At 58.4% G+C, this 18,328-nt stretch carries 18 protein-coding genes and 1 tRNA gene; 14 read left to right on the forward strand and 5 right to left on the reverse strand.

Annotated features, from left to right (window positions below; genetic code table 11):
• The first annotated feature begins 47 nt into the window (after window positions 1–47).
• From pstC to ACXAE6_RS08605, 9 genes are all read left to right on the forward strand, one after another.
• Window positions 48–1,436: a phosphate ABC transporter permease subunit PstC gene (gene pstC, locus ACXAE6_RS08565; protein WP_475146536.1), complete on the forward strand. Its 1,389-nt coding sequence runs from the start codon at window positions 48–50 to the stop codon at window positions 1,434–1,436.
• Window positions 1,429–2,742 (forward strand): phosphate ABC transporter permease PstA, encoded by a 1,314-nt coding sequence (gene pstA, locus ACXAE6_RS08570; RefSeq protein ID WP_475146537.1) that lies wholly within the window; start codon window positions 1,429–1,431, stop codon window positions 2,740–2,742. Before pstC ends, pstA begins: the two co-directional genes overlap by 8 nt.
• Before the next feature lie 32 nt (window positions 2,743–2,774).
• Complete coding sequence (gene pstB / locus ACXAE6_RS08575) at window positions 2,775–3,650, forward strand: phosphate ABC transporter ATP-binding protein PstB (RefSeq protein ID WP_475146538.1); 876 nt, start codon at window positions 2,775–2,777, stop codon at window positions 3,648–3,650.
• A 17-nt stretch (window positions 3,651–3,667) separates the two neighbouring features.
• Window positions 3,668–4,384 (forward strand): phosphate signaling complex protein PhoU, encoded by a 717-nt coding sequence (phoU, locus tag ACXAE6_RS08580; protein ID WP_475146539.1) that lies wholly within the window; start codon window positions 3,668–3,670, stop codon window positions 4,382–4,384.
• Between the two features lie 115 nt (window positions 4,385–4,499).
• Window positions 4,500–4,575: transfer RNA gene (locus ACXAE6_RS08585), tRNA-Thr, on the forward strand.
• A gap of 173 nt (window positions 4,576–4,748) precedes the next feature.
• The gene (locus ACXAE6_RS08590) at window positions 4,749–5,084 is read left to right on the forward strand and encodes a DUF3392 domain-containing protein (protein ID WP_475146540.1); all 336 of its coding nucleotides are present in this window, start codon (window positions 4,749–4,751) and stop codon (window positions 5,082–5,084) included.
• Window positions 5,051–5,851: a S1/P1 nuclease gene (locus ACXAE6_RS08595; RefSeq protein WP_475146541.1), complete on the forward strand. Its 801-nt coding sequence runs from the start codon at window positions 5,051–5,053 to the stop codon at window positions 5,849–5,851. Before ACXAE6_RS08590 ends, ACXAE6_RS08595 begins: the two co-directional genes overlap by 34 nt.
• Window positions 5,852–6,380: 529 nt before the next feature.
• Window positions 6,381–7,115, forward strand: coding sequence for a hypothetical protein (locus ACXAE6_RS08600; RefSeq protein ID WP_475146542.1), 735 nt, complete (start codon window positions 6,381–6,383; stop codon window positions 7,113–7,115).
• Between the two features lie 87 nt (window positions 7,116–7,202).
• Window positions 7,203–8,123, forward strand: a complete 921-nt coding sequence (locus ACXAE6_RS08605; protein ID WP_475146543.1) for a response regulator — start codon at window positions 7,203–7,205, stop codon at window positions 8,121–8,123.
• Here ACXAE6_RS08605 and phoR read toward each other — a convergent pair.
• The 3 genes from phoR to ubiA all read right to left on the reverse strand — a co-directional run bounded on the left by phoR (window position 8,088) and on the right by ubiA (window position 11,084).
• Window positions 8,088–9,407: a phosphate regulon sensor histidine kinase PhoR gene (gene phoR, locus ACXAE6_RS08610; protein ID WP_392801582.1), complete on the reverse strand. Its 1,320-nt coding sequence runs from the start codon at window positions 9,405–9,407 to the stop codon at window positions 8,088–8,090. The two genes, ACXAE6_RS08605 and phoR, sit on opposite strands and share 36 nt — an antisense overlap.
• Window positions 9,404–10,111, reverse strand: a complete 708-nt coding sequence (phoB, locus tag ACXAE6_RS08615) for a phosphate regulon transcriptional regulator PhoB (RefSeq protein WP_392801585.1) — start codon at window positions 10,109–10,111, stop codon at window positions 9,404–9,406. The genes phoR and phoB overlap by 4 nt, the downstream gene beginning before the upstream one ends.
• Before the next feature lie 109 nt (window positions 10,112–10,220).
• Window positions 10,221–11,084 (reverse strand): 4-hydroxybenzoate octaprenyltransferase, encoded by an 864-nt coding sequence (gene ubiA / locus ACXAE6_RS08620; protein WP_475146544.1) that lies wholly within the window; start codon window positions 11,082–11,084, stop codon window positions 10,221–10,223.
• 192 nt (window positions 11,085–11,276) lie between these two features.
• Here ubiA and ACXAE6_RS08625 point away from each other — a divergent pair, with 192 nt between their 5' ends.
• From ACXAE6_RS08625 to ACXAE6_RS08635, 3 genes are all read left to right on the forward strand, one after another.
• The gene (locus tag ACXAE6_RS08625) at window positions 11,277–11,444 is read left to right on the forward strand and encodes a rubredoxin (protein WP_392801591.1); all 168 of its coding nucleotides are present in this window, start codon (window positions 11,277–11,279) and stop codon (window positions 11,442–11,444) included.
• Window positions 11,441–12,604 (forward strand): FAD-dependent oxidoreductase, encoded by a 1,164-nt coding sequence (locus ACXAE6_RS08630; RefSeq protein WP_475146545.1) that lies wholly within the window; start codon window positions 11,441–11,443, stop codon window positions 12,602–12,604. The genes ACXAE6_RS08625 and ACXAE6_RS08630 overlap by 4 nt, the downstream gene beginning before the upstream one ends.
• A 61-nt stretch (window positions 12,605–12,665) precedes the next feature.
• Window positions 12,666–12,938, forward strand: a complete 273-nt coding sequence (locus ACXAE6_RS08635) for an HU family DNA-binding protein (protein ID WP_108126709.1) — start codon at window positions 12,666–12,668, stop codon at window positions 12,936–12,938.
• A gap of 118 nt (window positions 12,939–13,056) precedes the next feature.
• Here the strand turns inward: ACXAE6_RS08635 and ACXAE6_RS08640 are convergent, their stop codons facing one another.
• The gene (locus ACXAE6_RS08640; protein ID WP_475146546.1) at window positions 13,057–13,560 is read right to left on the reverse strand and encodes an Lrp/AsnC family transcriptional regulator; all 504 of its coding nucleotides are present in this window, start codon (window positions 13,558–13,560) and stop codon (window positions 13,057–13,059) included.
• Between the two features lie 317 nt (window positions 13,561–13,877).
• Here ACXAE6_RS08640 and leuA point away from each other — a divergent pair, with 317 nt between their 5' ends.
• Both leuA and ACXAE6_RS08650 read left to right on the forward strand, forming a co-directional pair.
• Window positions 13,878–15,575: a 2-isopropylmalate synthase gene (gene leuA, locus ACXAE6_RS08645; RefSeq protein ID WP_475146547.1), complete on the forward strand. Its 1,698-nt coding sequence runs from the start codon at window positions 13,878–13,880 to the stop codon at window positions 15,573–15,575.
• A 54-nt stretch (window positions 15,576–15,629) separates the two neighbouring features.
• On the forward strand, window positions 15,630–16,247 hold the full coding sequence (locus ACXAE6_RS08650; RefSeq protein ID WP_475146548.1) for a YqiA/YcfP family alpha/beta fold hydrolase: 618 nt from the start codon (window positions 15,630–15,632) through the stop codon (window positions 16,245–16,247).
• Between the two features lie 164 nt (window positions 16,248–16,411).
• On the opposite strand, the gene speA is transcribed toward ACXAE6_RS08650, so the two are convergent.
• A complete protein-coding gene (speA, locus tag ACXAE6_RS08655; protein ID WP_475146549.1) occupies window positions 16,412–18,328 on the reverse strand; it encodes a biosynthetic arginine decarboxylase in 1,917 nt (638 codons plus the stop codon).

The raw sequence follows: 18,328 nt of genomic DNA on the forward strand, positions 1-18,328 counted from the left end.
CGTGCGCTGACTGACCCGGACATATCGCAAACTTTGGAGCTCTATTGATGCAAACCTCGACGCTGATGCTGGTTATGGTGGCTCTGGCGGCGATCGCTTATACCCTGGGTCGGGCGCGTTCCATCCAGCTGGTCGGCGGTACCGCCAAGATCAAATACCTGCATTCGTTGCCTAACTACTATGGTTTGATGGCGGCGGTTTGGGCAGTCCTGCCTGGCTTCCTTTTATTGGCGGTCTGGGTTGGCCTGGAAGAGCGCATCATCATCAAAGCCGTGATGGATTTCCTGCCGGAAAGCTACGGTGAGATGGGTTCGGCGCAGATGAACCTGACGCTGGCCAAAATTCAGAACATCAACTCCGGTTCGCTGTTGGCCGGTTCCGATCCGATGTTGCTCCAAGCAGCCGAACTGCTTGAGCACATGCGTGAGCGCAGTCAGTTGTTCAAAGTGGTGCTGACGCTGCTGACCATGATCGCCGGTGCTGTGGTCGGCTGGCTATTCACGCGGCCGACTTTGCGTGCCCGCCCGCAGTTTGAGTTCGTCTTGAAGAGCCTGCTGTTGCTGTGCTCGACCATCGCCATCTTTACCACCATCGGTATCATCCTGTCGGTGTTGTTCGAGAGCATCCGTTTCTTCCAGGCCATTCCGTTCTTCGACTTTATCTTTGGTACCAAATGGAGCCCGCAGATCGCCATTCGTGCCGATCAGGTCGGCTCGTCCGGTGCCTTCGGCGCCATACCGCTGTTCGTCGGTACCCTAATGATCGCGGCCATCGCCTTGTTCGTGGCGGTGCCGATCGGTTTGATGTCGGCGGTCTATCTGGCCGAATACGCCAAACCGCGCGTCCGCAACATCATCAAACCCTTGCTGGAAGTGCTGGCCGGTATTCCGACGGTGGTATACGGCTTCTTCGCGGCGCTGACCATGGGGCCGGTGGTGCGCGACATTTTTGCCGGCATCGGCTTTGATGGCGTTTCTGCCGAATCGGCGCTGGCCGCCGGTCTGGTGATGGGCATCATGATCATTCCTTTCGTTTCTTCGTTGTCCGATGACGTCATCAACGCCGTGCCCAACAGTCTGCGCGATGGTTCTTATGGCTTGGGTGCAACGCGCAGCGAAACCATCCGTCAGGTGATTTTTCCGGCGGCTTTGCCGGGCATCATGGGCGGTATTCTGCTGGCAGCGTCGCGCGCTATTGGCGAGACCATGATTGTGGTGATGGCCGCTGGTCTTGCCGCCAATCTGACCGCCAATCCGCTGGAAGCGGTGACCACCGTGACGGTGCAGATCGCCACCTTGCTGGTCGGCGACCAGGAATTCGACAGCCCGAAAACGCTGTCCGCCTTTGCGCTGGGTCTGATGCTGTTCTTTACCACCCTAATGTTGAATGTCGTCGCCATGGCGATCGTGAAGAGGTTCCGCGAGCAATATGACTGATCAAAAACTCGACGCCATCGAACGACTGGCAAGCGTCAAGCAGGAGCGGCTGCACGCCAAACTCAAGGCGCGTTATGCCCGCGAGTGGCGTTTCAAGGCCTACGGTATTGCTTCCATCGCCGCCGGTCTGGGCTTTCTGGTGATCCTGCTGTCGACCATTTTCAGCCAGGGTTTGTCGGCTTTCTGGACCACCTATGTAGAGCTGGAAGTCACCTACGATCCGCAAGTGCTGTACATCGACGACGCCACCGACCCGGATCAATTGAGCCAGGGCGATTACGGCAGCGTGGTGCGCCAGGCTTTGTTGGACCGCTTCCCGGACGTGTCCGGCCGTCAGGATACCCGCGCGCTGACCTCTCTGGTCAGTGGTTCGGCCGAATACCGACTGCGCGACCGTCTCAAGGCTCACCCCGAACTGCTGGGTCAGACCGAGCGCCTCTGGGTGCTGGCTGATGACGATCTGGATTTGCTGCGCAAAGGCATCATCGATCGCGATCTGCCGGAGTCCGAACGCCGCATCAGCAATCTGGAACTGGGTTGGATTGACAGCTGGCAAGAAGCCGGCGAATTGAAGGGCCGGTTCAATACCGTCTTTTTCACCAACGGTGATTCGCGTGACCCGGAAACCGCGGGCATCTGGGGCGCGGTGGTCGGTTCTTTCTATACGCTGGTGGTGACCTTGCTGTTGTCCTTCCCGATCGGCGTCGCAGCGGCCATCTATCTGGAAGAGTTTGCGCCCAAAAATCGCCTGACCGACATCATCGAAGTCAACATCAACAACCTGGCGGCGGTACCGTCCATCGTTTTTGGTTTGTTGGGCTTGGCGGTCTTTATCAACTTCTTCGGTCTGCCGCGCTCGGCGCCGTTGGTCGGTGGTCTGGTACTCACCTTGATGACGCTGCCGACCATTATTATCTCGGCGCGTTCTTCCATTCGTGCGGTGCCGCCGTCGATTCGCGAAGCCGCCACTGGCCTGGGCGCGTCGAAAATGCAGGTGACCATGCATCACGTTCTGCCGCTGGCCATGCCCGGCATGCTGACCGGTACCATCATCGGTATGGCGCAAGCGCTGGGTGAAACGGCACCGCTGCTGATGATCGGCATGGTTGCCTTTATCGTCGATATTCCGGGTGGTTTTACCGACCCATCCACGGTGTTGCCGGTGCAGGTTTACCTCTGGTCGGACAGCCCCGAGCGGGCCTTTATCGCCAAAACATCGGGCGCCATCATGGTGCTGCTGGGCTTCCTGGCAGCGATGAATTTGCTGGCCGTCTTTTTACGTAGAAAATTCGAGCGTCGCTGGTAAGGCCAGGCCTTGCCCGAACTGGAGATATATAGATGACAATTTCAAACCAGTACACCGATCAATCGATGGACGACAACGCCATCAGCAAGCCGGAAAGCCGCCATCCCGTTTTGGAAAACTGGGAAGGCACCGTGGGCCCGGCACTTGTTGATGATCCGCGCATGAGCGCCCGTTCGGTCGACGTTTTTTACGGCGATGCTCAGGCTATCGACAACGTCAGCCTGGACATCGGCAAGAACGAAGTGCTCGCCATGATCGGCCCGTCCGGCTGTGGTAAGTCGACCTTTTTGCGCACCATGAATCGGATGAACGATTCCATCGACATCTGCCGTGTTCAGGGCGATATCCTGCTCGACGGCGAAGACATCTATAAAAAGAATATGGATGTGGTCGCGCTGCGCGCCAAAGTCGGCATGGTGTTTCAGAAACCGAACCCGTTTCCGAAATCGATTTACGACAACGTCGCCTACGGCCCGCGCATTCATGGTTTGGTATCGCGCCGCGCCGAACTCGACGAAGTGGTGGAAACAGCCTTGCGCAAAGCCGGTTTGTGGGAAGAAATTAAAGACCGTCTGGACAAGCCGGCGACCGGTCTTTCCGGCGGTCAGCAACAACGTCTGTGCATCGCTCGCACCATCGCCATTTCGCCGGAAGTGATTTTGATGGACGAGCCGTGTTCGGCGTTGGATCCTATTGCCACAGCGCGCATCGAAGAGTTGATCGCTGAACTGTCGCAGAACTACACCATCGCCATCGTGACGCATTCCATGCAACAGGCGGCGCGGGTTTCTCAGCGCACAGCCTATTTCCACCTGGGCAAACTGATCGAGGTTGGCGAAACCGACCATATCTTCACCTCGCCCAGCCACAAACTCACCGAAGACTACATCACCGGTCGTTTCGGTTGATCCCAGAGGATAACGTCATGGACAAGATGCAATTCGATAAGCACACCTCCACTCAGTTCAACGCCGAACTGGAAGAGGCGCGCAAAAACCTGATGCAGATGGGCGGCCTGGTTGAACAGCAGGTCGAAGACGCCATCAAAGCGCTGATGGACATGGACACTGCCCTGGCGCAGCGCGTCATTGAGACCGATCAGACGGTCAACAGCATGGAAATCGACATCGACGAAGAGTGCACCCGCATTCTGGCGCGACGTCATCCGGCCGCTTCTGACCTGCGTTTCGTCATCGCTGTGACCAAGGCGGTCAACGACCTGGAACGCATCGGCGACGAAGCCTCCAAGGTCGCACGCCATACGCTGGAACTGGCCGACACCGGCTCAGGCCCACAGGGCTATGTGGAGCTGCGTCATATCGGCGAACAGGTACGCCAGATGGTGCAGCACTCGCTCGACGCCTTCGCTCGTCTGGATGCCGACAGCGCTCTGAACGTCCTGCATCAGGACAAGGCCGTCGATCTGGAATACGGCACCGCGATCCGCTCGCTGATCACCACCATGATGGAAGACCCGCGTTCCATCAGCCGCGCCCTGAACGTCATGTGGTCACTGCGCTCCATGGAACGCATCGGCGACCACGCCCGCAACGTGGCCGAATCGGTGATCTTCCTGGTGCAAGGCAAGGACGTCCGCCACAAGGCGCTGGAGCAGGTCGCTGCCCAGGTCAAGAAGGGCTGAGATCCGCAGCTGAGCCGGGCAACCGGCTCAGGCTGAAAAACCGTTGGGAATCAACTGCTTGTTGTGCAATGGATGTTGACGGCCCGACTGCAAATCACTATATTACGCAGCCGTTGCCGGCATAGCTCAGTTGGTAGAGCAACTGACTTGTAATCAGTAGGTCCCGAGTTCGACTCTTGGTGCCGGCACCACTTCTTCCCGAAACCCGCTTTGTGCGGGTTTTGTCGTTTCTGACCTTCGCTTTCCTCCCGCTCAAGTCGCGAACCCTGTCATGCCGGTGTTTTTATCCTTGTGGTAGAGTCATCGGCTGTTGTGTTGTTGGACAGTGTTGTCTGACTGAATTCCTTGGCTGATGGAGCAATTCATGTCTGTTCTGACCGACCTGCTGGCGTATCTGTCCGGCTTGATCCGCCCGCATCTGACCTTTGTCGCCGCGGCTCTGGTCGCCACCTTGCTGGTGATCTATGGTAATAACCTTAATCGCGCCGTCTGGAGCATGATACGGGGCGCGCACTTCATCATTCGGACTCTGGTGTTTGTAGCCCTATGTGCATTTGGATACGGTGCCTTGACCGTCTTTTTGATTCCCTTCGTACGTCGCATTCTGCTGTCGGCCGGGCCTTACTGGCTGGCGCCGATCGTTATCGTCACCTTCTTCCTGGTCGGTTGGCTCGCCGAGAAAAACAGTCGCCGCGGCTGATTCTGGCAGCGCTGCTGCTGTGCCTGGCCGGTTCCGCCAGCGCCTTTAATGAGCAGGGCCACCGGCTGGTGGTGCAGCTGGCTGAGTTGCGGCTGAACGAGGGCGCACGTGCCGCCCTGGAAGATTTGTATGGCGAGCACTGGCGCACCGATCTGGTCAACCTGGCCAGTTGGGCGGAAGAGCATGCGCCGGCGGAGGATTTGCGCACCGTGCTGTTCGATGCCGAGGATGAAGGCTTTGAGGCTGCCAAACACTGTCCGCGCAATCGCTGTGTGGTGGGTGCCATTTTGGAAAGCCGCTTGGTGCTGATTCGTAACAGCTATGAGAAGGCGGAAAAGCGCCGCGCGCTGCAGTATCTGATTCACTTTATGACCGACCTGCACATTCCTGTGAATGCGGGTTTGGCGCGTGACCAGGCCGGGCGGCTGATTGCGCTGAAAACCAGCGAGCTGGAGCGGGTTAACCTGAACTGGGTGTGGACCCAGTCGTTGTACCGCGAGCTGGATGCGCCGGTGTTTGCCACGGCGCAGCGTTATCAGCGGGAGATTACCGACGAAGAAGCGCAGCAGTGGCTGAGTTCGATGAGTGTGGTCGATTGGGCCTGGGAGACGCATCAGATCGCCATGGAGGTGGCTTATCCGCTGGCGGTGCGCGGCGAATACGATGCCGCCTATCGACGCGAGGCGTTGCCGGTATTAGAGGTGCAACTGAAAAAAGCAGCGGTGCGCTTGGCGGCGCTGTTGAATACGATTTATGGCGACGCTTAAGTGGGAGTTAGTTGGTAAGAGGGAGTTTGTGAAAGCCGATGAATCACGGTTGTTGCCGAGCGAGTTGCAAGGGGAGGCGAACCTCCCCTTGTCGCCGCCCAAAGGCGCCGTTCGTACCTGAACGGGTGCCATCCTGGCACAGCGGCATCCTGCCCCTTTCCTGAAATACCCATCCCGGTATCGGTCCTGGTTCCTGCATCCGTGCGCCTTCCCGTGGCTGGGCATCCTGCCGCGAGCTTCCCGGGTGTTCATCCACAACACGATGGTTATTATATGGCCTGCTTGACGGACACTGCGGTGGTACCCGGTCGCTGATCGGAGTCGATTCAGTGGTCAGGCCCGTTGCCGGGCGCTGTGTCTGGCGAACCCATGAAAGGCGCCGGTGTAATCGACCGGCTTGCGTACGCATTTTGTAGGAAAAGTCTTACATCTCATGTCGGAAAATCAGCAAGCAGACCGCCCCGGAGGGCGCTTACATGCGTTTGGCCCCAGCGCATGGCTGAGTTGGCTTAAGGCTGGCTATTTGCCGATGCAACCGGGCGCTCCGCTGGCCTATCCCTTTGCGCAGTTTGATCGTTGGTTGCAGCAGCGCCAGCAGCAGCGGCCGGTTTCAGAAGAGGCCATGGATGCGGAGTGGCAGCGTCAGTATGAAGCGTTGCCGGATGCTGTGCGTGGCCTGCTCAGCTTCGAGCATTTTCGGGCTCAGGGCGGTTCCATTGAAGCCGATATTCGCGCTGCTGCGCGCCGTCATCAGGACGGTGAGCAGCCGCATTATGACAACGGCTGGCAAGGCCAGGGTCGGTTGCTGCGGTTATTCGCATCGCCAGTGTGCTACGCCGGCTGGCGCGATCTGGCGGAGGGGTTCAGCGGTTTGGCGGTGGCGTTGAGCAGTACGCACAAGTCGCTGGCCAGCACTAAGGAGCGACCGTCGTTACTGGCGCCGGTGCGCTATGGCCAGGCGCATCGTTTCAAAGTGAGCGCAGATAATCCATTTCCGGGTTTACTTGAAGATCATGTCTCCGAGGCCGATAACCAGGAATGGCGGTTGTTGATGCCCGCCAAGACCACGCCGCAGTATCGCGACAAGCCCGCCTTGCCGATAGCCCGTGATCTGGTGCGGGCCATTTACTGGTCGGTGGCGACGCCCGAAGAGGTCGTTGAAGGCATTCGTGCACTGAAGCGCGATATGCGGTTTCGTTCGGTCGAGTTGGGTTGCATCACGCCGGATGCCCATCGCTGGCAACTGCAAATTGATCCCGACTAGTGGTAGACGCGCTGGCCTTGAACTAGCCTGAACCACTATCATCGACATTTATTGGCGGCTTGGGCCGCTCTTTCAGGAAAGGAAGGAATGCTGCAGACACTACATTTTCTGGTGGCCGATGACGCTGGCTTTATTCGGGATCTGGTGAAGCGCGCTCTGCGCAGTCAATTTACCCAGTGTCAGATCGATGAGGCCGTCAACGGCAGCAAGGCTCAGGCGCTCTTGGTCAAGAAACGCTACGATCTGGTGTTGTGTGACTGGGAAATGCCGGAGCTGTCCGGCCTGGAACTGCTGCAATGGCTGCGCGATCGCGAGCAGGTCGAAGCCGAAGATAAAACGCCCTTTATCATGGTGACCAGCCGTGGCGATAAAGACCACGTGGTGAAAGCCGTGGAAGCGGGCGTTAACGATTACATCGGCAAGCCGTTCAGTAACGAACAGCTGCTGCGCAAAATTTTCAAAGCCCTGTCGGTCAATCACCGAGACCTGATTCGCGCCATTCTCAAAGGCCGTTCGGCCATGAGTCAGACTAAATCCAGTGATGATTCAGCCAGCTTGTTGACGGGTGGCAAGCCGGCAGAGCAGGCATCGGCGGCCAGTTTGCTGACCGCCGGCTCGCCCAGCAGCAAGCTGGTAGCCTCGGCCAACAACAATAATGCACCGCCGGTTCCTCAGAACCGCAAGAAGATGAACTGGCAGGTGTCGTTGCGCTCTAATCAATCGATCTGGGCGGGCCTGTTGCGGGACATCAATCTGAACGAAGTGGCGGTGCAGATCGCCTTTGAGGACACCTACCCGCCAGTGTTGCACGAGCAGGTGGTGGTCGATATTCAGGCGCCCGAGCAAGAAGGGGTGGTGGCCCGGGTTAATGGTTTTGTCACCGGACTTGCGTTGCAGGAACCCAGCCAGGATTGCCGACGCGCTCGCGTCAGCGTCAAGTTTGTCGATGAGGACGAAGATAAGATGGCGGTGTTAAGCCGTCTTGTCGGAGCGTTCCGCAGCCGCTAACACCCGCTCGGCCGGGAAACAGCAGGTAAACACCGAGCCGCGCCCCGGCACACTGGCAATGTCCAGTCGTGCCTGGTGGTGCTGCAGGATGTGTTTGACGATGGCCAGGCCCAGACCAGTGCCGCCACGGGCGCTGGAACGGCCTGGATCGACCCGGTAGAAGCGTTCGGTCAGGCGTGGAATATGGCGTGGGTCGATGCCGATGCCCTGATCGTGAACGGCGATAAAACCACCCGCCGCCGAGGCCTTCCATTTCAGTTCGATATCGCTGCCGTCCGGGCTGTAATTGACGGCGTTATAAACCAGGTTGCTGATCGCCGAGTGCAATTCTGAGGCATCGCCTTGCAAGGCGGCGTCGCTGTCCAGCTGCACGCTGATGCGATGGCCGCGATCGTTCGACAGCTCGCGCGCATCGGCGGCAATTTTCTCCAGCAATTCACCCACATTGACGCTTTGCCGCACCGAATGCTGTACTTCGGCGTCAAGCCGCGTCAGCACCAGCAGATCGTTCACCAGATTATCCATGCGCTGAGTCTGAGCTTCCATATTGGTCAGGCCCTTGCTCAGCGCCGGTGGCAGATCGCCACCAAAGGTGAGGATGGATTCCAGATAACCTTTGAGCACCGTCAGCGGGGTTTTCAGTTCGTGGCTGGCGTTGGCAACGAAATCCTGGCGCATTTGCTCCAGTTGCTTAATGCGCGTGGTGTCGCGGATCAACAGCAGGCGTTCACCCTTGCCGTAGATGGTCATGGACACATCGATGTAGCGATCCGGAAAGGCCGGGTTTTCCAGCTGCACCGTCTCGCTCATTTCGCCCTTGTTGTAGAAGCGCACAAAGGTCGGATCGCGCAGCAGATTGGTCAGCAACTGGCCCTGATCCTGAGGCTTCAGGCTGAGCAGCGCTTCGGCCGCCGGGTTCCACCATTCCAGCGCACCCTGACGATCGAGCTGAATAACGCCATCTCGCAGCGCCTGGGTGGAGGTCTGAATGCGGCTGATGACGTTTTGCAGGTGCCGCACTTGCTGACGATGATCGCGCTGCACGCTGTAGAAGTGATCGAACACCATGCCCCAGAGGCCACCGGCGTCGGGTGGTTCAGAGCGTGCGCCATTGCGCAGCCATTGGATCAAGCGTCCTTGCTGAAACAACTGCCACAGCAGGCAGCCAAGGGACGCCACCAACAACGCCCGAAGCGGATAACCCAAAAGGAAGCCGACCGTGGCGACGGCGGCGAAGAAGAGCAGCAGATTACGGTAATAAGGCCGACGAATGTCTCGGATCATGAAGCCGATTGTGCCGAAACTTTGGTGGAGAAGCGATATCCAGTGCCGCGCACCGTCTGCACCAGCGCCTCGTGCGGCGAGCCCAGGGCTTTACGCAGGCGGCGAATATGAACGTCCACGGTGCGTTCGTCGACATAGACATTACCGCCCCAGACCTGATCGAGCAGTTGAGACCGGGTGTAGGCGCGCTCAGGGTGGCTCATAAAGAATTGCAGCAGGCGGAATTCGGTCGGGCCCATGCTCAGCTCGCCGCTGGCGTCGTAAACGCGGTGGCTGGCTGGATCGAGTGTCAGACCCTGGATTTCGATGGGTTCATCAACCCCGGCCGGCGTAGCGCGACGCAACACGGCTTTCAGACGAGCCACCAGTTCACGCGGTGAAAACGGCTTGGTGATGTAATCATCGGCGCCCGCTTCCAGACCGGTGATCTTGTGATCTTCCTCGCCTTTGGCGGTGAGCATGATGATGGGGATTTCTGCGGTCAGCGGATCACGCTTCAGACGCCGCGCCAACTCGATGCCACTGACTTGCGGCATCATCCAGTCGAGCAGGATCAGGTCTGGTTTCTGGTCGACCACCAGCGCATGGGCTTCGGTAGCATCGGCCGCTTCAAGCGTGCGGTAACCTGCCATTTCCAAAGCGGCGGCAATGACTTCACGAATGGCGGATTCGTCGTCAACAATAAGAATGCTGCGAGCGTTCATGAGTAACCCCGGCTATCACGTTCGTGACTATTAGACGCGGCTTTGATGACAGCAGTGTTACAGCTTTCATCATATTGTCAAAAATCTGCAATGCGTCGCAAGGCAGCTGTTACAGCGGCGTACCCAGATCGATCACCGCACCGACGAACAGTGCCATCCCGGCCCAGTGATTATTGAGAAAGGCGCGAAAGCTCGGGTCGCGTTCGCGATGGCGAATCAACCACTGCTGGAACACAAAACAACCGGCGGCGACGGCCAGGCCCAGGCCCCAGAACAGACCCAGATCAGCATGCAGTCCCAACAACAACCAGGCGACCCAGGTCATGATCTGCAACAGACCGACCATTAAGCGGTCGGCATCGCCGAACAGAATGGCGGTCGATTTAACGCCGATTTTCAGATCGTCATCGCGATCGACCATGGCGTAGAGGGTGTCGTAGTGCACCGTCCACAGAATATTGGCGATATAGAGCAGCCAGGTGGCGGTAGTAAAAGGCGCGTCCACGGCGGTGTAGGCCATCGGAATGGCCCAGGAAAAGGCAGCGCCCAGAAACAGTTGCGGCAGGTAGGTATGGCGCTTCATGAAAGGATAAAGCGCCGCCAGAAACAGCCCGACGAAGGACATCAGCACGGTGGTGCGGTTGGTCAGCAGCACCAGCGCAAAGGCGATCAGCGTTAATACCGCGAACAATGTTAACGCCGCGCGCTCGCTGACCAGACCCTGAGCCAGCGGCCGGGTGGCGGTGCGTTTAACGTGGCCATCGAAATGACGATCGGCGTAATCGTTGATCACACAGCCGGCGCTGCGCATGGCCACGGTACCCAGAATAAAGATCAGCACCAGATGAATGGGTGGCAAACCACCGGCAGCCAGCCAGAGGGCGGTCAGTGTTGGCCACAACAGCAGATAGATGCCGATGGGGCGATCGAGTCGGGTCAGTTTCAGGTAATGGGGCCAAGCTGAGAGGGTCATAAGGGTTCCGTTCAGACCGGTTGCTATCAGCCCGTGTCCTGCCCGGGCCAGTCGACGGCGGCCAGTGTATCCACGGGTTTGGGCATTTGCCAGTGATAACAACTGCCTTGCTTTTAGCGGCTGCTGTCAGTAGTTTCTGCGTCCAACGCACCAACCCATCCCCCGACTGCGCTCGCTGCAACAGAGGCGAAAATGAAGAAATGGCAATGTATCGTCTGCGGTTTTATCTATGATGAAGCCGAAGGCCTGCCCGATGAAGGCATTGCACCCGGAACACCCTGGGAAGAAGTTCCTGAAGATTGGTACTGCCCCGACTGTGGTGCCAGTAAGGCCGATTTCGAGATGATTGAACTGGCATGAAACCGACTTCAACGTCTGCCCCGCTGGTGGTGCTGGGCTCCGGCCTGGCGGCTTATACGCTGGTCCGGGAATGGCGCAAGCATGACAGTGACACCCCTCTGGTCATCATCACCGCCGATGATGGCGCCGGCTATTACAAGCCCAACCTTTCTAATGCACTGAGCAAACAGCAGACCGCCGATGATCTGGTGCAGATGACCGCTGAGGCCGCTGCCGAACAATTCCAGGCGCAGATTCTGACGCACACCGAAGTGACGGCTATCGATACCGTGACTCGCACGCTGCAGCTCAGTCAGGGTCAGCCGCAGACCTGGGGTCGACTGGTATTGGCCGTGGGTGCTGAACCTTTGCAACCACCGCTGGAAGGCAATGCGCTGGAGCGAATCTGCCGGGTGAATGATCGTCACGACTTCGCCGCTTTCCAGCAGGCATTGGACGGCCATTCCAAGGTCACCATTATGGGCGCTGGCTTGATTGGCTGTGAATTCGCCAACGACCTGGCCAGTGCCGGTTATCAGGTGGACGTCGCCGCCCCCAGCGAAAGCCTGCTGACCGGCCTGGTACCGCCGGAAATCGGTCGTGCTCTGCAAACCGAACTGGAACAGCTCGGTGTGCGATTCCATCTGGGACCGCTGGCCAGCCGGGTGGATAGCGCTGCAGACGGTGCGCTGAGTGTCAGCCTGACCAACGGCCAGCAGCTGCGCACCGAGGTGGTATTGTCGGCGGTGGGCCTTGCGCCCCGTATACGACTGGCGCGTGAAGCCGGCCTGGCCGTGCATAAGGGCGTGGTTGTTAACCGATTTTTACAAAGCAGTCAGGCCGATATCTACGCCTTGGGAGACTGCGCCGAAATCGATGGCCTGAACCTCATGTATATCCTGCCGTTGACCACTGCAGCGCGGGCTCTGGCCAAAACCCTGGCGGGTGAGCCGACCGCAGTGAACTGGCCAGCGATGCCCATAACGGTAAAAACTCCGGCTTGTCCTGTGATCGCCTACCCACCAAGAGGCGATGGGGCATGGCAAATCGAGGGCAGTGGCGCTAATCTAGCGGCCGTGTGTCGTCGCGGGGCTGATGTATTGGGCTTTGCCCTGTGCGGCGAACGTATCAAAGAACGTAACACCTGGTTGAACACAGTGCCGCCGCTGTTGGCAACCTAAAAACCGTAACGTATGCTGAAAGATGCATCGTGTACCACGATAAAAACAGAAGGAAATACTTATGCGTAAACCTGAACTGGCCGCTGCAATTGCAGAGAAAGCAGACATCTCTAAAGAGAAGGCCAACGATGTTTTGAATGCCATGTTGGATCAGATCACCAACACCGTTGCCAAAAAAGAATCTGTGACTCTGGTCGGTTTCGGCACTTTTGAAGCTCGTGCCCGCGCCGCTCGTACTGGTAAGAACCCTCAAACAGGTCAAACCATTCAGATCCCAGCCAGCAACACTGTTGCCTTCAAGCCGGGCAAGGCTCTGAAAGACGCTGTCAACTGAGTTTGATGGTTAGCGGTGCCGCCCAGCGGCATTGTTAGGAAACGGGGCCTGTCTGGCCCCGTTTGCGTTTCTAGCGTTTTATTTCCCGCCTAAGCATTCTCGTCTACAAACAGCCCGCCTAGACATAGCCCAGCGGCAGATCTGTCTTATCGACCACCCGACGCAGCACAAAGCTGGAATGCACACCGGTCACGCCCGGAATCCGGGTGATGCGGTTGAGCAGCAGTTCCTGAAAGGTATCCATATCCGGCACCACCGCCTTGAGCATGTAGTCGGCGTCGTGGCCGGTAATCAGATAGCATTCCTGAATTTCCGGGCAGGCTTCGATCTGGCTTTGGAACTCGGCGAAACGCTCGGGAATGTGGCGGTCCATGCTGATCAGGATGATGGCCGTCAGCGATAGTCCCAACGCCTTGCGTTCCAGCAAGGTGACTCTTTTTAAAATGATGCCCGCCTCTTCCAGTGCCCGGACCCGGCGCAAGCAAGGCGAGGGCGATAAACCGACACGCTCGGCCAGTTCCTGATTGGTGAGTCCGCCGTCGGCCTGCAGGCATTCCAGAATACGACGGTCTATCTTGTCGATCTTGACCAGCTTTTCGCTCATGATGAAATTAAATGCCATCTATTATTTGTTTTCTGATATTTTATGGCGAATAAATATGAATAAACAGCAAATTCGCAAACACCTTGCGAGAGGGTCGACCTATACTGTGTCACGTTGCTCAACCGGTCTGCCGTTTATCCACGCTGGCCGAGACCCGGTCCAGCCCACAAGGCCAGACCATGCAGTCGGACCGACCCGGACCGCTGCCGAGCTGGCCGGTTCCGACCGATCGTCGCGAGCCGGTCCATCATGTTGAGCTGCATTGACCCCTTAGCTAATCTTGCACACTGAGCCCACCGGAGATCCCGGCCGGTCAGAGATAACAGGACACCGACATGAGCTTCGACCATCGCAAGTACCGTCCCTTCGCCCCCATCCGCAAGACTGATCGCCGCTGGCCAGACCAGGTTATCGAGCAGGCGCCGCAGTGGTGTGCGGTTGATCTACGCGACGGTAACCAGGCGCTGGTTAAGCCGATGAACCTGACCCAGAAGCAGCAGCTGTTTGATCTGCTGGTCGACCTGGGCTTCAAGCAGATCGAAATCGGCTTCCCGGCCGCGAGCCAGCCGGATTTCGACTTCTGCCGCAAATTGATTGAAGAAGACCGCATTCCCGATGACGTCAACATTCAGGTGTTGACCCAGGCGCGTCCGGAGCTGATTGCGCGCACCTATGAAGCGCTCAAAGGCGCACCGCGCGCCATCGTGCACGTCTACAACTCGACCTCGACGGTGCAGCGCGAGCAAGTGTTCGAACAGGACCGTGACGGCATCAAAGCCATCGCGGTTGAAGGTGCCAAAGAAGTACAGCGCTTGGCTGCGCAATTCCCGGATACCGACTGGACCTTCCAGTATTCGCCGGAAAGCTTTACCGGCACTGAGCTGGATTACGCCGTCGAAGTGATCGACGCGGTAACCGATGTCTGGCGCCCCCAGGATGGTCAGAAGATGATCATCAACCTGCCGGCGACGGTGGAAATGGCGACGCCCAATGTGTTCGCCGACCAGATCGAATGGGTATGCGACAACATTCAACAGCGCGAACACATCATCGTCAGCCTGCACACGCACAACGACCGTGGCTGTGGTGTGGCGGCGGCCGAACTCGGTCTGATGGCCGGTGCCGATCGCATCGAGGGCACCTTGCTCGGCAATGGCGAGCGCACCGGTAATATGGATTTGGTGACCATGGCGATGAACCTCTACTCCCAGGGCATTGACCCGAAAGTGGACTTGTCGGACATGGCGCGCATTATCCGCACCGTTGAATACTGCACCGAAATCGAAACTCACCCGCGTCATCCTTACGCCGGTGAGTTGGTGTTCACCGCCTTCTCCGGCAGCCACCAGGACGCCATTCGCAAGTGTCTGAACAAGCGCAGCGAAGGCGATGTCTGGAAGGTGGCTTACTTGCCGATCGATCCGTCCGATCTGGGCCGTCGTTACGAAGAAGTGGTGCGCATTAACAGCCAGTCCGGTAAAGGCGGCGTGGCCTATGTGCTGGAACGCGACTACGGCATCTCCTTGCCGCGCTGGCTGCAGATCGATTTCGCCAAAGTCGTACAGCGCGATGCTGAAGTGACCGGCGATGAAGTCGATTCCCAGCGCGTGCACAGCCTGTTCGATTCGCAATACCTGGCCATTCCCGATGGTTGGCGTTTGCACACCTACGACCTGCATCGCACCGACGCCGGTGTTGAAGCTCAGGTCAATTTCGGCGACGCCAGCAGCCCGACCCTGTTGCAGGGTTACGGCCAGGGCGCGCTGGAAGCCTTGGCGGCGGCGTTGGAGAAACAGTTCGACTTGTCGCTGAAAGTCGACGCCTACGACGAATTTGCACTCAGCGAAGGCACCAACGCCAAAGCGTTGTGCTGCCTGAAGGTGCTGGTTAACAACACCCCGGTGACAGCTGCGGCCTTGGCGGAAGATACCTCGACCACCGCCTTGCAATCACTGCTTACCGCCGTTGGCCGCTACCAGCGTGCCAGCCAAGCCGATGTGGCCGCCGCCGGCGCGGAAGCGCCCGCCTTGTAAACGGCACCCGCTTCGACAAGGATGTCGGGCAACGCAACCGAACAGGACCGGACGGTGAGTACAACCCTCATTTATACCAACGGTTTCAATTCCGCTGTCGAAGTCGACGGCCAGATTCCCAGCGATAAAGCGCGCTATTTTCGTGACCAGGTGGTGGCTCAAGGCTGGCATTTCCAGGCGCATAACGCCTTCTACTACAGTGTTGCCGAGATGCACGATGCGCTGTCGGGTCTGGTGCAAAAACTCAATGACGCCCCGGGTCGTCCGCTGCTGATGGGCTCGTCGATGGGCGGTTTACTGGCCTTGCTGGCGCTGGCCGAAGGCGACCGCTTTGATGCCCAGGCGGTGCTGATTAACCCTTTGCTGGTGGCCAAAAGCGGTTTGCTGGAAGACAGTCTCGGTCAGCAGTTGACCAACTATGTGACCGGCAGCCGCCACTCTGTTGATCCAGCGGTTGGCCCGGAACTGAGCGTTTGGCTGGAACGCGTGCCTTCATTGTTGGCCGGTTTTGGTGATCGGCTGACGGTGTTGCTGGATCAGGGCGATGAGGTACTCGACAGCGCCGCCACCGCGGCCCTGTGCGAACCCTGGTGTGAGTTGCACCAATACGCCGGTGGTAGCCATCGCTTTGAGCATTGGCGCGAAGCCTGGGACAGTATTATCCAGCTGTAACCGCGCTCAGCGCACCCGCGTTTCGCGGCGATAGCCGAACCAGCCTTTGCGCACCCCGATCAAAAATGCCCGTCGGCAGCGCTCACATTTAACGGTGTGAGCGCCGACGCTACGCGCCGGATAATCACCCGAAAACGGCGCGCTGCAAAACGGGCAGCGCAGACTCAAGCGTCGATCGGCGCCGTCGCCTGGCGCGCTTCCAGGTAGGTAATGCGCGTAAGGCCCTGCTCGAAATCGCGCATCAGACGGCTTTGCTGCTCGCTATCGAGTGTCGACGCATCAAGCTGGCGCTGATAAGCCGAGCGCAGCAATTCCGGATTGAAATCGACCGAGCGCAATACCGCTTCAATCGAATCGCCTTTGCGCTGGTTTTCCAGGCGCACCGCATCGCCGCCATCGAGGTAAACATCGACGCTGTCGGTATCGCCAAAGAGGTTGTGCAGATCGCCGAGAATTTCCTGATAGGCGCCGACCATAAAAAAGCCCAGCCAGGGTTTTTCGTCGGCCTGCCAGGCGGGCAGCGGCAGAGTGGTTTCGATGCCTTCGCCGTCGACATAGCCATCAATGCGGCCGTCCGAATCGCAGGTGATGTCCTGAATAACACCGCGCTCGGTCGGTTCACGATCGAGGCCAGTTAATGGCAGCACCGGGAAAATCTGATCAATGCCCCAGATATCCGGCACCGACTGAAACACCGAAAAATTCACGAACAGCTTGGTGGCCAGCTTTTCGTTCAGGTCATCGAGAATAACTCGATGGCTGCTCTTGGCGGCGTTCAGTCGCGTGCGCAATTTCAGGTTTAGGCTGCGCGCCAGCTCTTCGGCCTGAGCGCGACCGGCCAGGTTCAACTGGCCGAGGTTATAGGCCTGGTGACATTCGCTGAGAAAGTAACCGGCATCGTGATACAGCTCCGGCAATGAACGTTTGCGACTGTCGAGATCCTGATGGCACGACCAGAGCTCGTGCAGCGCCGGCACCGCCTCGGCGTCCGGCGCCTGCAATTCGCTGCTTTCGGCGCGTTCTTCTTCGATCACGTCGGTGATCAGCACCGCATGGTGAGCGGTCACCGCACGGCCGGATTCGCTGAACACATCCGGATGCGGCTGATCGGCCATTTCCGCCGCCTGACGGAAGGCATAGATGACGTTGTTGGCGTATTCGGCCGTGCTGTAATTCATCGAGCAACTGGAGCGCGAGCGCGTGCCTTCGTAGTCGACGCCCAGGCCGCCACCAACATCCACCGCACTGATCGGCGCACCGAGCTCACGCAGTTCCACATAAAATCGCGCACACTCGCGCAGCCCGACCTGAATATCGCGGATGTTGGCAATCTGTGAACCGAGATGGAAATGCAGCAGTTGGAAGGCGTCGAGCAGGTCCGCAGCTTTTAAGGTTTCGACCACGTTCAACACTTCCGAGGCGGTCAAGCCGAACTTCGATTTCTCGCCACCGGTGTTCTGCCAGTTGCCTTTGCCGATCGACGACAGCCGTGCTCTTACGCCAATGCGTGGCTGCACTCCGAGCTCGCGGGCGATCTGCACAATCCAGTCGACTTCGCTGGCTTTTTCGACCACCAGATAGACCCGGTGACCGAGTTTCTCCGCCTGTAACGCCAGGCGGATAAATTCTTTGTCTTTATAGCCGTTGCACACCAAGGTGGTCTCACCTTTGTAGGCTTCGGCCATTACCGCCAAAAGTTCCGGTTTGGAGCCGGCTTCCAGGCCAATGCGGCCGCCACAGACGCGCTGTTGGCCGGCGATGATTTCTTCCACCACACGACGCTGCTGATTCACCTTAATCGGATACAGCGGTTGGTAACGCCCCTGGTATTTTTCCGACACGATGGCCTGATCGAACGCCTCAACAATACGCGCTACCCGATCGTGAAGGATGTGCGGAAAGCGCACCAGCAATGGCAATTGCAGTCCCTGACTGCGCGCCGCCTCGACGATGCGCGTCAGGCGGATGTCACCGGAATCGTGGCGCACCGTGACACGGCCATCTTCGGCTATGCCGAAATAACCTTCTGACCAGCGATCGACGTTGTAGCGTTCCAAAGCGTCATTGACGGACCAATTCAT

Source organism: Saccharospirillum sp. ABV4_185, assembly GCF_056159245.1.

Coding starts and splice junctions, on each gene's coding strand:
- ACXAE6_RS08605 (WP_475146543.1), top strand. CDS start 7,203: ATGCTGCAGACACTACATTTTCTGGTGGCCGATGACGCTGGCTTTATT.
- ACXAE6_RS08640 (WP_475146546.1), bottom strand. CDS start 13,560: ATGGCATTTAATTTCATCATGAGCGAAAAGCTGGTCAAGATCGACAAG.
- speA (WP_475146549.1), bottom strand. CDS start 18,328: ATGAATTGGTCCGTCAATGACGCTTTGGAACGCTACAACGTCGATCGC.
- ACXAE6_RS08635 (WP_108126709.1), top strand. CDS start 12,666: ATGCGTAAACCTGAACTGGCCGCTGCAATTGCAGAGAAAGCAGACATC.
- ACXAE6_RS08590 (WP_475146540.1), top strand. CDS start 4,749: ATGTCTGTTCTGACCGACCTGCTGGCGTATCTGTCCGGCTTGATCCGC.
- phoU (WP_475146539.1), top strand. CDS start 3,668: ATGGACAAGATGCAATTCGATAAGCACACCTCCACTCAGTTCAACGCC.
- pstA (WP_475146537.1), top strand. CDS start 1,429: ATGACTGATCAAAAACTCGACGCCATCGAACGACTGGCAAGCGTCAAG.
- leuA (WP_475146547.1), top strand. CDS start 13,878: ATGAGCTTCGACCATCGCAAGTACCGTCCCTTCGCCCCCATCCGCAAG.
- ACXAE6_RS08625 (WP_392801591.1), top strand. CDS start 11,277: ATGAAGAAATGGCAATGTATCGTCTGCGGTTTTATCTATGATGAAGCC.
- ACXAE6_RS08600 (WP_475146542.1), top strand. CDS start 6,381: ATGCAACCGGGCGCTCCGCTGGCCTATCCCTTTGCGCAGTTTGATCGT.
- pstC (WP_475146536.1), top strand. CDS start 48: ATGCAAACCTCGACGCTGATGCTGGTTATGGTGGCTCTGGCGGCGATC.
- pstB (WP_475146538.1), top strand. CDS start 2,775: ATGACAATTTCAAACCAGTACACCGATCAATCGATGGACGACAACGCC.
- phoR (WP_392801582.1), bottom strand. CDS start 9,407: ATGATCCGAGACATTCGTCGGCCTTATTACCGTAATCTGCTGCTCTTC.
- ubiA (WP_475146544.1), bottom strand. CDS start 11,084: ATGACCCTCTCAGCTTGGCCCCATTACCTGAAACTGACCCGACTCGAT.
- phoB (WP_392801585.1), bottom strand. CDS start 10,111: ATGAACGCTCGCAGCATTCTTATTGTTGACGACGAATCCGCCATTCGT.
- ACXAE6_RS08630 (WP_475146545.1), top strand. CDS start 11,441: ATGAAACCGACTTCAACGTCTGCCCCGCTGGTGGTGCTGGGCTCCGGC.